At 71.6% G+C, this 12,964-nt stretch carries 13 protein-coding genes and 1 pseudogene; 6 read left to right on the top strand and 8 right to left on the bottom strand.

The window, feature by feature from the left end; all coding sequences use genetic code 11:
• Positions 1-14: 14 nt before the first annotated feature.
• Complete coding sequence (locus tag KIF24_RS05025) at positions 15-443, bottom strand: FHA domain-containing protein (protein ID WP_221082947.1); 429 nt, start codon at positions 441-443, stop codon at positions 15-17.
• A gap of 218 nt (positions 444-661) precedes the next feature.
• Between KIF24_RS05025 and KIF24_RS05020 the strand changes: the two are divergent.
• Positions 662-2,155 (top strand): annotated as a pseudogene (locus KIF24_RS05020) (aldehyde dehydrogenase family protein).
• Here the strand turns inward: KIF24_RS05020 and nucS are convergent.
• Positions 2,156-2,815, bottom strand: a complete 660-nt coding sequence (gene nucS, locus KIF24_RS05015; RefSeq protein ID WP_221082946.1) for an endonuclease NucS — start codon at positions 2,813-2,815, stop codon at positions 2,156-2,158.
• A gap of 72 nt (positions 2,816-2,887) precedes the next feature.
• Here nucS and KIF24_RS05010 point away from each other — a divergent pair, with 72 nt between their 5' ends.
• A complete protein-coding gene (locus KIF24_RS05010; protein WP_221082945.1) occupies positions 2,888-3,508 on the top strand; it encodes a DUF4126 domain-containing protein in 621 nt (206 codons plus the stop codon).
• A gap of 53 nt (positions 3,509-3,561) precedes the next feature.
• On the opposite strand, the gene KIF24_RS05005 is transcribed toward KIF24_RS05010, so the two are convergent.
• Entirely contained in the window at positions 3,562-5,565 is a 2,004-nt protein-coding gene (locus tag KIF24_RS05005) for a protein meaA (protein ID WP_221082944.1), read from the bottom strand.
• Between the two features lie 145 nt (positions 5,566-5,710).
• Between KIF24_RS05005 and KIF24_RS05000 the strand changes: the two genes are divergently transcribed.
• Both KIF24_RS05000 and KIF24_RS04995 read left to right on the top strand, forming a co-directional pair.
• Positions 5,711-6,559: an ABC transporter ATP-binding protein gene (locus KIF24_RS05000; RefSeq protein WP_221082943.1), complete on the top strand. Its 849-nt coding sequence runs from the start codon at positions 5,711-5,713 to the stop codon at positions 6,557-6,559.
• Complete coding sequence (locus tag KIF24_RS04995) at positions 6,556-7,404, top strand: ABC transporter permease (protein WP_221082942.1); 849 nt, start codon at positions 6,556-6,558, stop codon at positions 7,402-7,404. Before KIF24_RS05000 ends, KIF24_RS04995 begins: the two co-directional genes overlap by 4 nt.
• A gap of 41 nt (positions 7,405-7,445) precedes the next feature.
• Here the strand turns inward: KIF24_RS04995 and KIF24_RS04990 are convergent, their stop codons facing one another.
• Both KIF24_RS04990 and murA read right to left on the bottom strand, forming a co-directional pair.
• Positions 7,446-8,294, bottom strand: a complete 849-nt coding sequence (locus tag KIF24_RS04990) for a 3-hydroxyacyl-CoA dehydrogenase family protein (protein WP_221082941.1) — start codon at positions 8,292-8,294, stop codon at positions 7,446-7,448.
• A gap of 80 nt (positions 8,295-8,374) precedes the next feature.
• Positions 8,375-9,817: a UDP-N-acetylglucosamine 1-carboxyvinyltransferase gene (gene murA / locus KIF24_RS04985; RefSeq protein ID WP_221082940.1), complete on the bottom strand. Its 1,443-nt coding sequence runs from the start codon at positions 9,815-9,817 to the stop codon at positions 8,375-8,377.
• On the opposite strand from murA, the gene KIF24_RS04980 reads away from it, so the two are divergent.
• Positions 9,816-10,388, top strand: coding sequence for a cob(I)yrinic acid a,c-diamide adenosyltransferase (locus KIF24_RS04980; protein ID WP_221082939.1), 573 nt, complete (start codon positions 9,816-9,818; stop codon positions 10,386-10,388). The two genes, murA and KIF24_RS04980, sit on opposite strands and share 2 nt — an antisense overlap.
• On the top strand, positions 10,364-10,780 hold the full coding sequence (locus KIF24_RS04975; RefSeq protein ID WP_221082938.1) for a VOC family protein: 417 nt from the start codon (positions 10,364-10,366) through the stop codon (positions 10,778-10,780). Before KIF24_RS04980 ends, KIF24_RS04975 begins: the two co-directional genes overlap by 25 nt.
• A gap of 100 nt (positions 10,781-10,880) precedes the next feature.
• On the opposite strand, the gene KIF24_RS04970 is transcribed toward KIF24_RS04975, so the two are convergent.
• From KIF24_RS04970 to KIF24_RS04960, 3 genes are all read right to left on the bottom strand, one after another.
• Complete coding sequence (locus tag KIF24_RS04970; RefSeq protein WP_221082937.1) at positions 10,881-11,468, bottom strand: hypothetical protein; 588 nt, start codon at positions 11,466-11,468, stop codon at positions 10,881-10,883.
• Positions 11,469-12,200: 732 nt separating this feature from the next.
• Positions 12,201-12,656: a DUF2550 domain-containing protein gene (locus KIF24_RS04965; RefSeq protein ID WP_221082936.1), complete on the bottom strand. Its 456-nt coding sequence runs from the start codon at positions 12,654-12,656 to the stop codon at positions 12,201-12,203.
• A gap of 12 nt (positions 12,657-12,668) precedes the next feature.
• Entirely contained in the window at positions 12,669-12,953 is a 285-nt protein-coding gene (locus tag KIF24_RS04960; RefSeq protein ID WP_221082935.1) for a F0F1 ATP synthase subunit epsilon, read from the bottom strand.
• Positions 12,954-12,964 lie beyond the last annotated feature (11 nt).

Here is a 12,964-nt window from a genome sequence, read left to right as displayed (position 1 = left end):
GGCGTCCGTCGCCGTCAGCGGCGCGCGGTCACCACCGCTGCCGGGCCGGGTGCGGCGGGCCGCGGCACGGCCGGTCGCCGCCCCTGGCGGGGCAGTTCGAAGCTCAGGCCCACCGGGTCGGTCCGGGCCAGACCCGGGTCGACGAACCTCAGCTCGGTATGCCCGATGCGGATCACGTCACCGTCGGTGAGCCGGGCCACGCCGGCAGCCCGGAGATCGTTGACCCAGGTGCCGTTCGTGGATCCCAGGTCCACCAGGGACACGCCCTCGCCGGCCAGCCAGATCTCCGCGTGCCGACGGCTCAGGTGCGGGTCGTGCACAACGATGTCGACCGCCGGGTCGCGGCCGATCACCTGCGGCCGGTGGCCCAGCCGGAAGCTGAGCCCTCTCATCGGCCCGGCGGCGACAGTAAGCAGCGGAACCAGTTGCGGATGCTTCTCCATGAACAGTCACACCTCCACCCCGCGCGGCCACCCCCGGCCAGCCTGTCACCACCAGGTGGCCGTCTCCACCACCGGCCGGCCGTCTCTGGGTGACCGGGCGGGCACCTTCCGCTCGCCCCTTTCGGCGAACATACGGCGAAACTCCCAACCGCTCCCTCGGGACTCGCCCGGGTTCGGCACCCCTACCGGCGAGTAGCTCTCGGGTCTAGACTTCCGCCATGACGGCTGTGCGACCCCCCGGCACCCCGGCCATCGAGGCCGCCGAGCTGGTCTCGACCAGCCCGGCGACGGGAGACGAGGCGGGTCGCGTCCCGGTCGCCGCCGCGGTGGACGTGGAACGTGCCGTCGAGCGGGCGCGCCGCCGGCCAGTGGTGGGCGGGGCTCGGCTTCGCCGGGCGGCGGGACCGCCTGCTGCGCTGGCGCCGCCTGCTCGCCCAGCGGATGGAACAGCTGGCGGAGCTGATGCACGCCGAGAGCGGCAAGCCGGTCGCCGACGCACTCGTCGAGATCGTGGGCGCCGTGGAGCACGTCGACTGGGCGGCCCGCAACGCCCGTCGGGTGCTCGGCCCCCGCCGGGTCCGCTCACGGCTGGTGCTGGCCGAGTTCTCGGCCCACCTGGAGTACCAACCCCACGGAGTGGTGGGCGTCATCGGGCCGTGGAACTATCCGGTCCTCACCCCCCTCGGCTCCGTGGCGTACGCGCTGGCCGCCGGCAACGCCGTGGTCTTCAAGCCCAGCGAGTACACGCCGATCGTCGGTCAGTGGCTCGTCGACACCTTCGCCGAGGTGGTGCCCGAGCAGCCGGTGTTCACCGCCGTGCACGGGCTCGGCGACGTCGGCGCCGCACTGTGCCGCGCCGGCGTCGACAAGCTCGCCTTCACCGGCTCGACCGCCACCGCCAAGAAGGTGATGGCGGCCTGCGCCGAGACGCTGACACCGGTGCTGCTGGAGGCCGGCGGCAAGGACGCCATGATCGTGGACACGGATGCCGACCTGGACGCGGCCGCCGAGGCGTGCGTCTGGGGTGCGATGACCAACGCCGGGCAGAGCTGCGTCGGCATCGAGCGGGTCTACGCCGTGGAGCCGGTCTTCGATGCCTTCGTCGGCAGGGTCGTCGAACGCGCCGGCCGCCTCACCGTAGGCCCCGACGGCGCGGACCTCGGCCCGATCACCATGCCCGGTCAGCTCGACGTCATCCGGCGCCACATCGAGGACGCGCTGGCCCGGGGCGGCCGTGCCGTGCTCGGCGGTCCGGACGCGGTGCAGCCCCGTACGCCCGCCCGACCGTGCTGGTGGAGGTGCCGGAGGATGCCGCCGCGGTCCGCGAGGAGACCTTCGGCCCCACCCTGACCATCAACCGGGTCCGCGACGCCGACGAGGCTCTCGCCCGGGCCAACGCGCTGCCGTACGGGCTGGGTGGCTCGGTCTTCGGCCAGCGGCGCGCGGTCGCGATCGCCCGGCGGCTGCGCTCCGGCATGGCGTCGGTCAACTCGACCCTCACCTTCGCCGGCATGTCCACCCTGCCGTTCGGCGGGGTCGGCGAGTCGGGCTTCGGCCGGGTCCACGGCGAGGACGGGCTGCGTGAGTTCGGCCGGGCCAAGGCGATCACCCGCCGCCGGGCCCGGTCACTGCTGCCGTCGACCACGTTCGAGCGCACCCCGGCCGACATCGCCCGCCTGGTGAAGGCGGTCAAGCTGCTCTACGGCCGGTGACTAGAAGAGCGTCAGCTCGTCGCGCTCGATGCCGCGCAGCCGGTCGTAGTCCACCACCACGCAGCGGATTCCCCGGTCGGTGGCGAGCACCCGGGCCTGCGGCTTGATCTCCTGGGCGGCGAAGACCCCGGCGACCGGAGCGAGCAGCGGATCCCGGTTGAGCAGTTCGAGATAGCGGGTGAGCTGCTCCACACCGTCGATCTCGCCACGGCGTTTCACCTCTACCGCGACCGCGCCCAGGCCGGCGTCCCGGCAGAGCAGGTCGACCGGGCCGATGGCGGTCATGTACTCGCGGCGGACCAGGGTGAACCCCTCGCCCAGCGTCTCCGGGTTGGCCGCCAGCAACTCCTGCAGATGCGCCTCGACGCCGTCCTTGCGCAGCCCCGGGTCGACGCCCAGCTCGTAGGAGGTGTCCTGGAAGATCTCCTCCAGGGTGATCCGCAGTTCCTCGCCGGCCTTGTTGACCACCCGCCAGACGCCGGGAGCCTCCTCCAACCGGCACGGCGGGCTCATCCAGTTCAACGGCTTGTACGCCCGGTCGTCGGCATGGATGGAGACCGACCCGTCCGCCTTCACCATCAACAGCCGGGTCGCCGGCGGCAGGTGAGCCGAGAGCCGTCCGACATAGTCCACCGAGCATTTCGCAATCACCAACCGCACCCGAGAGAGGGTAGCGGAGTCACCGGGCATCGCCATCGAGCGGCACTGGCGTGCCGGTGCGATGCTGAGATCGTGCTCGAAGTGCTCACCGGTACCGGCCTCGCCGCCTCGGCGGGGTTGAACGCCTACATCCCGCTGCTGATCACGGGCCTGCTGGCCCGCTACACCAGCGTCATCGACCTGCCCGGCGGCTGGCAGTGGCTCGGCAACGGCTGGGTGCTGGGGATCCTCGCGGTGCTGCTCGCCGTCGAGGTGGTCGCGGACAAGGTACCGGTGGTGGACCACGTGAACGACGTGGTGCAGACGGTGGTCCGACCGACCGCCGGCGGCCTGGCGTTCGGCGCCGGCTCGGCGTCGGAGACGGTGACGGTCAGCGACCCGGACAGCTTCTTCGCCGGCGGCGGCCAGTGGCTGCCGGTGCTGGTCGGGGTGCTGATCGCGCTCGGCGTGCATCTGCTCAAGTCGGCCGCCCGGCCGGTCATCAACGCGACCACGGCCGGGCTGGGCGCCCCGGTGGCGAGCACCGCCGAGGACGCCACCAGCGTGGTCATGTCGCTCGTCGCGATCATCCTGCCGGTGCTGGTGCTGGTGTTCCTGGTCGGGTCGGTGCTCTTCCTCCCCTGGTTGCTGCGCCGACGGGCCGAGCGGCGCCGGGAGCGGCAGGCGGCGCGTGAGGCGGGCTTCCGCGTCTGATCCGCTCACCGGCCGCCACAGCCGGATCGCCGCCCCGAGGCCCGGAGTCGCAGTCAGAGGTCATTGGCCTCGCGGACGACGGTGACCAACTCGTCGATGATGGCGGTCAGGGCGAAGTCCCTCGGGGTGAACACCCGGGCCACCCCGGCGGCCCGCAACCGCTCGGCGTCCGGGGCGGGGATGATGCCGCCGACCACCACCGGCAGGTCGGGCCGGCCGGCGGAGCGCAGGCCGTCGAGCACCGCGGGCACCACCGCCAGGTGCGAGCCGGAGAGCACGGAGAGCCCGACCAGGTCCACGTCCTCCTCCACCGCAGCGGCCACGATCTGCCCGGCGGTGAGCCGGATGCCCTGGTAGACCACCTCGAAGCCGGCGTCGCGGGCGCGTACCGCGATCTGTTCGGCGCCGTTGGAGTGACCGTCCAGACCGGGCTTGCCGACCAGCAGTCGCAGCCGCCCACCGCCCAGCTCGCGGGCGGTGGCCGCGACCCGCGCGCGGACCTCGACCAGCGAGTCGTCACCGCCGGTGGTGACCCCGCCGGCCAGCCCGGTCGGCGCCCGGTACTCGCCGAAGACCTGCCGCAGCGCCGCCGCCCACTCGCCGGTGGTCACCCCGGCACGGACACATGTCAGGGTGGCGGCCATCAGGTTCGTCGTGCTCGCCGCGTCGGCGCGTAGCCGGGCCAGTGCCGCGTCCACGGCCGCCGCGTCCCGGTCGGCCCGCCACCGGCGTACGGCGTCGCAGGCGGCCACCTCCACCGCCGGGTCCACCTGCTGGACCGCCTCGGCACCGGCGGCGGTCAGCGGGGAGGGCTCGGTCTCGGTGAACCGGTTGACGCCGACCACCACCTCGCTGCCGGCCTCCATCCGGCGCCGCCGCCGCGCCAGCGAGGCGACCAGGGCGCTCTTGAGATAGCCGGACTCCACCGCGGCTACCACGCCGCCCATCTCCAACACCGTGGCCAACTCGACCCGGGCACCGCCGACGATCCCGTCGGCCAGCGCGGTCATCACGTGCGAACCGGCGAACAGGTCCGGATACTCCAGCAGGTCCGACTCGTACGCGAGCACCTGCTGCATCCGCAGCGACCACTGCTGGTCCCACGGGCGGGGCAGGCCGAGCGCCTCGTTCCAGGCGGGCAACTGCACCGCCCGGGCCCGCGCGTCCCGGGAGAGGGTGACGCCGAGCATCTCCAGCACGATGCGCTGCACATTGTTCTCTGGCTGGGCCTCGGTCAGGCCGAGCGAGTTGACCTGCACGCCGTACCGGAAGCGGCGCTGCTTCGGGTTCCGCACGCCGTACCGGTCGCGGGTGATCTCGTCCCACAGCACGCCGAAGGCGCGCATCTTGGCGATCTCCTCGACGAACCGCACACCGGCGTTGACGAAGAACGAGATCCGCTGCGCCACGTCGCCCATCCGCTCGGCCGACACCTGACCGCAGTCGCGTACCGAGTCGAGCACCGCCACCGCCGTGGCGAGCGCGAAGCCGACCTCCTGCACCGGCGTGGCACCGGCCTCCTGGAGGTGGTACGAGCAGATGTTGACCGGGTTCCACCGCGGCATCTCGCGCAGCGTGTAGGCGATCACGTCGGCGGTCAACCGCAACGAGGCGGCCGGCGGGAAGATGTGCGTCCCCCGGGAGAGGTACTCCTTGATGATGTCGTTCTGGGTGGTGCCCGCACAGCGGGCGAGCGCGGCGCCCTGCTCGGTGGCGACCGTGCCGTAGAGGCCGAGCAGCCACATGGCCGGCGCGTTGATCGTCATCGAGGTGTTCGTCCCAGCCAGCGGGAGGCCGTCGAACAGCGCCCGCGCGTCGCCCAGGTGCGACACCGGGACGCCGACCCGACCGACCTCGCCGGCGGCGAGTTCGTGGTCGGGGTCGTAGCCGGTCTGGGTGGGCAGGTCGAAGGCGACCGACAGGCCGGTCTGGCCCTTGGCCAGGTTGCGGCGGAAGAGCGCGTTGGTCGCGGCGGCCGACGAGTGGCCCGCGTACGTGCGCATCACCCAGGGGCGGTCGCGCTCCGGCAGCCGGCCCGGCAGTGCCTTCTCGTCCATGGCCGGAGTTTAAGTTACCGTTCAGTAAAACGGGTTGTGCCAAAACCCACAGCCCGGTGGAGGTGACGCCCGGAGCGGCCCCCGGTGGTGCGGACCACCACCCCGGTGCGCACGGTGGGTAGCCGCGGGCCGCACACTTGACGGCATGAGTGACGACGTCGCGATCCAGGTCCGAGGGCTTCGCAAGGCGTACGGCGACACCGTCGCGGTGGCCGGACTGGACCTGGACGTCCGCCGGGGCGAGGTCTTCGCCCTGCTCGGTCCGAACGGCGCCGGCAAGACCACCACCGTGGAGATCCTGGAGGGCTACCGCCACCGCGACGCCGGCGAGGTACGCGTGCTCGACAGCGACCCGGCCCTGCCGACCCGTGACTGGCGAGGGCGGGTCGGCATCGTCCTGCAGGGCACCGGGGAGTTCGACGAGCTGACCGTCGCCGAGGTGGTGCGGCACTTCGCCGGCTTCTATCCGGTTGCGGACGACCCGGACAAGGTGATCGAGCGGGTCGGGCTGACCGGCAAGGCCCGCGCCCGTACGCACACCCTCTCCGGCGGGCAGAAGCGCCGCCTCGACGTGGCGCTCGGCATCATCGGCCGCCCGGAGCTGCTCTTCCTGGACGAGCCGACGACCGGCTTCGACCCGGAGGCCCGGCGCGAGTTCTGGGAGCTGATCCGGGATCTCTCGGCCGCCGGCACCACCATCGTGCTCACCACGCACTACCTGGACGAGGCCGAGGCGCTCGCCGACCGGGTCGGCGTGATCGCCGGCGGCCGGCTGGTCGAGGTGGCCGCCCCGAACCGGCTCGGCGACCGGCAGGAGGCGCTCGCCACGGTCTCCTGGCGTACCCCGGACGGCCGCGTCTCCAGCGCGCAGAGCGCGACACCGACGGCGCTGGTGGCGGAACTGGGCGCGCGCTTCGACGGTGAGGTCCCCGGCCTGACCGTCACCCGACCCACCCTGGAAGACATCTACCTGAGGATGATCGGACACCGATGACCACCACGACGAAGCCGGCGGCGCCGGCGCCCGCCACCGCGGCAGCCCGTCGGCTCGGGCCGACCGGTCTCGCCCTGCGTCAGGGGCGGCTGGAGATCCGGCAGTTCCTGCGCAGCCGGGAGTCCGTCGTGTTCACGCTGGGCTTCCCGCTCATCATGGTGCTGATCTTCGCCTCGATCTTCGACGAGGAGATCGCGCCGGGGGTGGACTACACGCAGTACTTCATCACCGGAATGATCGCCACCGGCCTGCTGACCGTCAGCTTCCAGAACCTCGGCATCTGGATCCCGATCGAGCGGGACCGGGGTGTGCTCAAGCGTTACCGGGGCACGCCGATGCCGAAGTGGGTCTGGTTCGCCGGCAAGGTGATCATGGTGCTGGTGATCGGCGTCGTGATGACCGCCCTGCTGCTCGCGGTCTCGGTCGCCCTGTTCGGTCTCGACCTGCCGGGGACCGCGACGGCGTGGCTGACCTTCGCCTGGGTCTCCACCCTGGGGATCACCGCCTGCACCCTCTGCGGCATCGCGATCTCGTCGCTGGCCCGCACCGCCCGCAGCGGCTCGGCGGTGGTCACCCCGATCGCGCTGGTGCTCCAGTTCACCTCCGGGGTCTTCTTCGTCTTCACCCGGCTGCCCGACTGGATGCAACAGGTGGCGGCACTCTTCCCGCTCAAGTGGATGTGCCAGGGGCTGCGCGCGGTCTTCCTGCCGGAGAGCTTCGCCGCCGACGAGCCCGGCGGCTCGTTCGAGCTGACCCGCGTCGCCCTGGTGCTCGGTGCCTGGTGCGTGATCGGCCTGGTGCTCTGCCTCACCACCTTCCGCTGGACCACCAGCCGCGACGGCTGAGCCGCGGGGAGGCCGCCCCGCTGGCGGCCTCCCCCCTCGCGTCAGTACGGGTAGAAGCCCTGGCCGGTCTTGCGGCCCAGTTCGCCGGCGGTGGCCATGCGCTGGAGCAGTTCGGGCGGGAAGAACTTCTCGTCGGCCGTGTCGGTGTAGATGTTGCGGGTCGCGTTGAGCAGCACGTCGACCCCGGTCAGGTCCACGGTGGCCAGCGGGCCCATGGCGTGCCCGAAGCCGAGCCGGCAGGCGGTGTCCAGGTCCTCGGCGGAGACGACGCCCGCCTCGACGAGCCTGACCGCCTCCATGGCCAGGGCGCAGATCAGCCGGGTCGTGACGAAGCCGGCGATGTCGCGGTTGACCACCACGACGGTCTTGCCGATCCCCTCGGCGAACGACTTCGCCGTGTCCAGGGTGGCGTCGCTGGTCCGGTGGCCGCGGACCAGCTCGCAGAGCTTCATCATCGGTACCGGCGAGAAGAAGTGGGTGCCGACGACGGCCTCGGGGCGCTCGGTGACCGCCGCGATCTGGGTCACCGGGATGGCGGAGGTGTTGGTGGCCAGGACGGCGTCCGCCTTGCAGATCTTGTCCAGCGAGCGGAACACCTCGTGTTTGATCTCCAGCCGCTCGAAGACCGCCTCGACCACGAGATCCGCGTCGGCCACCGCCTCCAGGTCGGTCGTGAGCGTGATCCGCCCGAGCGCCGCCTCGACGTCGTCCGTGGAGATCGTCCCCTTCTCGGCGAACCGCTCCAGCGACTTCCGGATCCCGTCCACGCCGCGCCGCGTCGCCGTGTCGTCCAGGTCCCGCAGCGTCACCTGCCAGCCTGCCTGCGCCGCCACCTGAGCGATGCCCGAGCCCATCAACCCGGCGCCGACGACCGCGAGTCGACCCGCCATCTGCCTCTCCCTCGCTGCGATTTCAGTGTCTGCCTGCACCCTAGTCGGCGAGCCTGAACGACAGCTAAGGAGACCTCGACTCAGATGGTCAGTTCGGGTTCCTCCGGCGCGGTGGCCCGCTCGACCTCGATGCCCAGCGCCCGCAGGTCCGCGACGAAGTCCGGGTAGCCGCGGTCGACGTGGTGCACGTGGGACACCTCCGTCAGCCCATCGGCGCAGAGCCCGGCGATGATCAGCCCGGCGCCGGCCCGGATGTCGGTGGCGCGCACCGGCGCGCCGGACAGCCGCTCCCGGCCGCGTACCACCGCGTGGTGGCCGTCGGTCTTGATGTCCGCGCCCAGCCGCACCATCTCGTTGGCGAACATGAACCGGCCGTCGAAGATGTTCTCGGTGATCAGGGAGGCGCCCTCGCTGAGCGCCGCGAGCCCGATCGCCATCGGCAGCAGGTCGGTGGCGAACCCCGGATAGGGCAGCGTCACCACGTCCACCGCCCGGGGCCGGTCGTCCATCCGGACCCGGAAGGCGTCCGCCCAGGTCTCCACCAGCCCACCGGCCGCGACCACCTTGTCCAGGGCGACCTCCAGGAACGCCGGGTCGAGGCCGGTCACGGTCACGTCGCCGCGGGTCATCGCCGCGCCGAAGGCCCAGGTCCCGGCGACGATCCGGTCCCCCACCGTGGCGTGCCGGACCGGCCGCAGCCGGGACACGCCGACGATGGTGATGGTGGACGTGCCCTCGCCATCGATCAACGCGCCCATCCGCTGGAGCATCGTGCAGATGTCGACGATCTCGGGCTCGCGGGCCGCGTTGTCGATCACGGTGGTGCCGTCGGCCAGCACCGCCGCCATGATCAGGTTTTCGGTCGCGCCGACGCTGGGAAAGTCCAGCATGATCTCCGCGCCGCGCAGACCGTCGGGGGCGGAGGCGATCACGAAGCCGTGCTCGCCGCAGATGTCGGCGCCCATCCTCGTCAGCCCGGAGACGTGCATGTCCAGGCCCCGGGAGCCGATCGCGTCGCCGCCCGGATGGGCGACCCGCACGTATCCGCGTCTGGCCAGCAGCGGACCGAGCACACAGATCGACGCACGCAGCCGGCGGACCAGGTCGTAGTCGGCCTCCACGCCCGGCTGCTCCGGCACGTCGATGGTGACCGAACGGGATCGGGCCACCCCGCCGACCGCCACCATCGGATCCACCGGGTCGTCGGCGTCGAACCGGACACCGCAGCCGAGGCGACGCAGCACCTCACCCATGATTGCGATGTCGGTGATCCGGGGAACGTTGGTGATCACCGTGCGACCCGGGGCGAGCAGCGCGCCGGCCATCAGCTTCAGTGCCGAGTTCTTCGCGCCGACCACGTGCACGGTGCCGGCCAGCCGGGCACCGCCGCGTACCCGGATGACGTCGATGTCGGCGACCGCGGCGTCACCCGCGTCGCCAGGGCCGACCCCGTGGGACCACCCCGTGCCGGCGTCCGGACGTGCCGGGATCGTCAGGTCCGGTATCCGTAGGCTGTGCGTCATGGCCGTCCACCTCACGCGCATCTACACCAAGGCCGGCGACGCCGGCATGACCAGGCTGAGCAACAACGAGCAGGTGCCGAAGAACGATCCACGGATCGCCGCGTACGCCGACGTCGACGAGTGCAACGCCGCCATCGGCGTGGCGCTCGCCATCGGCCAGCTCGACGACGAACTGCGGGCGGTGCTGGGGCCGATCCAGAACGACCTGTTCGACGTGGGCGCCGACCTGTCCACCCCGGTCGAGCCGGAGCCGAAGTACCCGCCGCTGCGGGTCACGGAGGGGTACGTCGAGCGCATCGAGGGCTGGTGCGACGAGTACAACGCGCGCCTGAGCAAGCTCGACTCCTTCATCCTCCCCGGCGGCACCGCGGGCGCGGCGCTGCTACACGCGGCGCGGACGATCGCCCGGCGCGCCGAGCGGTCGGCGTGGGCTCTCGTCGCACACGACCCCGACCGGACCAGCCACCTCCCGGCAAAGTATCTCAACCGGCTGTCGGATCTGCTCTTTATCCTGGCAAGGACGGCAAATCCGGCCGGAGACGTGCTATGGGTGCCGGGCGGAGGCCGGTGACGCTCGGTGCACTGCACCACGTGGAGGTCTGGATACCCGACCTGAGCGCCGCGATGCGTAGCTGGGGCTGGCTGCTCGGCGAGTTGGGCTGGACGTCGTTCCAGCAGTGGCCGGCCGGTCGGTCCTGGCGGCTCGGCCCGACCTACCTGGTGCTGGAGGAGTCACCGGCACTCTCCGGCCGGCAGCACGACCGGCGCGCTCCGGGGCTCAACCACCTGGCCTTCCACGCCGGCTCGCCCGCCGCCGTGGACCGGCTGGTCGCGCAGGCTCCCGGGTACGGGTGGGAGTTGCTCTTCGCCGACCGTCACCCGTACGCCGGTGGGTCCGACACATACGCCGGATACCTGGCCGACGGGCAGGGGTACGAGGTCGAGTTGGTCGCCTCCTCCTGAACGTCCGGCTCGGGAGAAGAAGCTGCCGCTGGCCGGCACCCCGGGTACGGGTGCCGGCCAGCGGTTTCCTGCTCCCCCGGTGGAGGAATGTCGTCGGTGGTCAGCTGGTCCAGTGTGCGGCGACCAGGTCGGCGGCCTGCTGTTCCCACTGGGCGTAGTGGTCCGGGTAGGCCGACACCTGCACCGTCTGCGCGGCCTCGGTCAGCGGCATGTCCTGCCAGCCGTCGACCTGCTTCAGGCCCTTCAGGAACGCCAGGGTCGCGTACTCGGGGTCGGTGATCTGCTCCACCGTGCCCCACCCGCTCGACGGACGCTGCTGGAACAGGCCCTGCGAGTCGTGGTCGTTACGGTCACCCAGATGACCCAGGTTCTCCAACTTCGACTCCTGCAACGCGGTACCGATGGCCACCACGGCCGCCCGCTCGTCCATCCCGGCCTTCTTCGTCGCCGCGACGATCGCCTTCGCGTTCGCCGTCTGCTCGTCGTTCAACTCGATCCGCGACTGGCCGCCCGGAACGCCGTGCGGCAACAGCTTGCCCACGTCGGGCTTGTCCGCCTGCACCACCGCGACCGGCGCGGCCCGGACCGCCGTGACATCGGCGTGGCCGGCCACCGGACCGGCGAACACGCCACCGGCGAACGCCACACCCGCCACACCCAGCACACTCCTACGAATGATCGTGTTCATCACCAAGCTCCATTCGGGGGTCGACGCACACGCACCCCAAGGGGGAGAAGGCACGCGCACGCAAGCACCGACAGGCGCCCAAACAAAAGGGGGAAAAGAAGATTCACAAGAAGGGGAACTCGCTGACCGGCGGGGCGGGGCCAACGGCTGCTACCGCAACGCCGGAACCTGATACAACCACCGACCCGCCCACACCATTCCCCCACCCGGCCCCCCACCCGAAGGCGAAGACGCAGGCAGGGACGGCCACCACGGCCAGCCACCCCACCACAACACCACCCACCCCCCGACCATTCCGATCCCGGGACGCCGCCCGCCCCGACGAACCCGGACGATCGGCACCACACCCACGCCCACCGCCCGAACCCAGAACGTGGATCTTGGACATTTCCCGTCAGCGACTGACAGGAAATGTCCAAGATCTGCTCACTGGGCGGGTGGAACCACTCGCAATGGGCACTCGAATCAAGCCCTTCCACCGCATCCGGAACGGCAGGCGATGCCCGAGCTGAGCCGGCCGCCAGCTGACCCGGACACAGCTGGCCAATCCGGACGCCGCGGACTGAGCCAGCAAGGCCGGCCAAAGCCGGCAGCGAGCTGCGGACATGCGGAGCCAGCCGGAAACGGCGGACCCAGCCCACACCAGCGGCCCCAGCCCACACCGAGGGCCGGCCCGGCGGACCGGGTGCGAGTCAGGAAAGACGCCACCACGGGCCGCGAACCGGCCGCGAGTCAGGCGGCGGGCCAGTCCTGGGCGGCCATACGCGGCGAGACCGCCCCCGGAGGGGCGGCCTCGAGCCAGGAGAGAAACCCGGTGACGGTAGATCGTGCCATCGCGATCTCGACCGGGGCGTGTCGACTGGTACAGCGGAGGATGATCCAGTCGGCCGGCATGGACATTCGTTCCTGCGCTTCCGGCAACCGCCGTCGCTCCACGGTCAGCCCGTCCCGGGAGAGCACCCGTTTGGGGCGTACGGCGAAACTGAACATCCGGTACCAGCGGAGTTCGTCACCGGCGAACCGGCCGAAGCCGGGTGACCAGCCGCGGCCGTCGAGCATGGTGGAGGTCCGGACGCTGAGCCGGATGATGCCACCGCTACGGGTGACCAGAGCCCGCCGGACGAAGAGGAACAGGATCGCGCCGAGGATCACGGCGCAGCCGATCGCGACCCCTTCGACGATCTCCATCGGCGGGTCGACTCAGCTGCCCTGGGCGGCGGAGGTCGGGGTGGCGCTCTCGGCCAGCACGGTGACACCCTGCTCGCTGACCGACAGGAACCCGCCGGCCACCTCGTAGGCGACCTGCTCGCCCCCGGGGAGCTTGATGCGCACCTGGCCGGGCTCGGCAAGCTGGCCGAGCAGGGGCGCGTGCCCCGGCAGCACACCCAGCTCACCCTCGGTCGTCCGGGCCATCACCATCTCGGCCTGGCCGGACCAGACCTTCTCCTCGACGGCCACGAGCTGGACGTTGAGCTGCTCTGCCACGCTGTCTCCTT

The organism is Micromonospora tarapacensis (assembly GCF_019697375.1).
GTDB classification, from domain to species: domain Bacteria; phylum Actinomycetota; class Actinomycetes; order Mycobacteriales; family Micromonosporaceae; genus Micromonospora; species Micromonospora tarapacensis.
Note: the sequence above shows the minus strand (reverse complement) of the source record. Positions and strands in the feature narration are given on the sequence as shown.

What these genes read in the sequence shown, in the direction of transcription:
- KIF24_RS05025 (WP_221082947.1), bottom strand. Translation starts at nt 443, where the DNA reads ATGGAGAAGCATCCGCAACTGGTTCCGCTGCTTACTGTCGCCGCCGGG.
- KIF24_RS05005 (WP_221082944.1), bottom strand. Translation starts at nt 5,565, where the DNA reads ATGGACGAGAAGGCACTGCCGGGCCGGCTGCCGGAGCGCGACCGCCCC.
- KIF24_RS05000 (WP_221082943.1), top strand. Translation starts at nt 5,711, where the DNA reads ATGAGTGACGACGTCGCGATCCAGGTCCGAGGGCTTCGCAAGGCGTAC.
- KIF24_RS04995 (WP_221082942.1), top strand. Translation starts at nt 6,556, where the DNA reads ATGACCACCACGACGAAGCCGGCGGCGCCGGCGCCCGCCACCGCGGCA.
- KIF24_RS04990 (WP_221082941.1), bottom strand. Translation starts at nt 8,294, where the DNA reads ATGGCGGGTCGACTCGCGGTCGTCGGCGCCGGGTTGATGGGCTCGGGC.
- KIF24_RS04980 (WP_221082939.1), top strand. Translation starts at nt 9,816, where the DNA reads ATGGCCGTCCACCTCACGCGCATCTACACCAAGGCCGGCGACGCCGGC.
- murA (WP_221082940.1), bottom strand. Translation starts at nt 9,817, where the DNA reads ATGACGCACAGCCTACGGATACCGGACCTGACGATCCCGGCACGTCCG.
- KIF24_RS04975 (WP_221082938.1), top strand. Translation starts at nt 10,364, where the DNA reads ATGGGTGCCGGGCGGAGGCCGGTGACGCTCGGTGCACTGCACCACGTG.
- KIF24_RS04970 (WP_221082937.1), bottom strand. Translation starts at nt 11,468, where the DNA reads ATGAACACGATCATTCGTAGGAGTGTGCTGGGTGTGGCGGGTGTGGCG.
- KIF24_RS04965 (WP_221082936.1), bottom strand. Translation starts at nt 12,656, where the DNA reads ATGGAGATCGTCGAAGGGGTCGCGATCGGCTGCGCCGTGATCCTCGGC.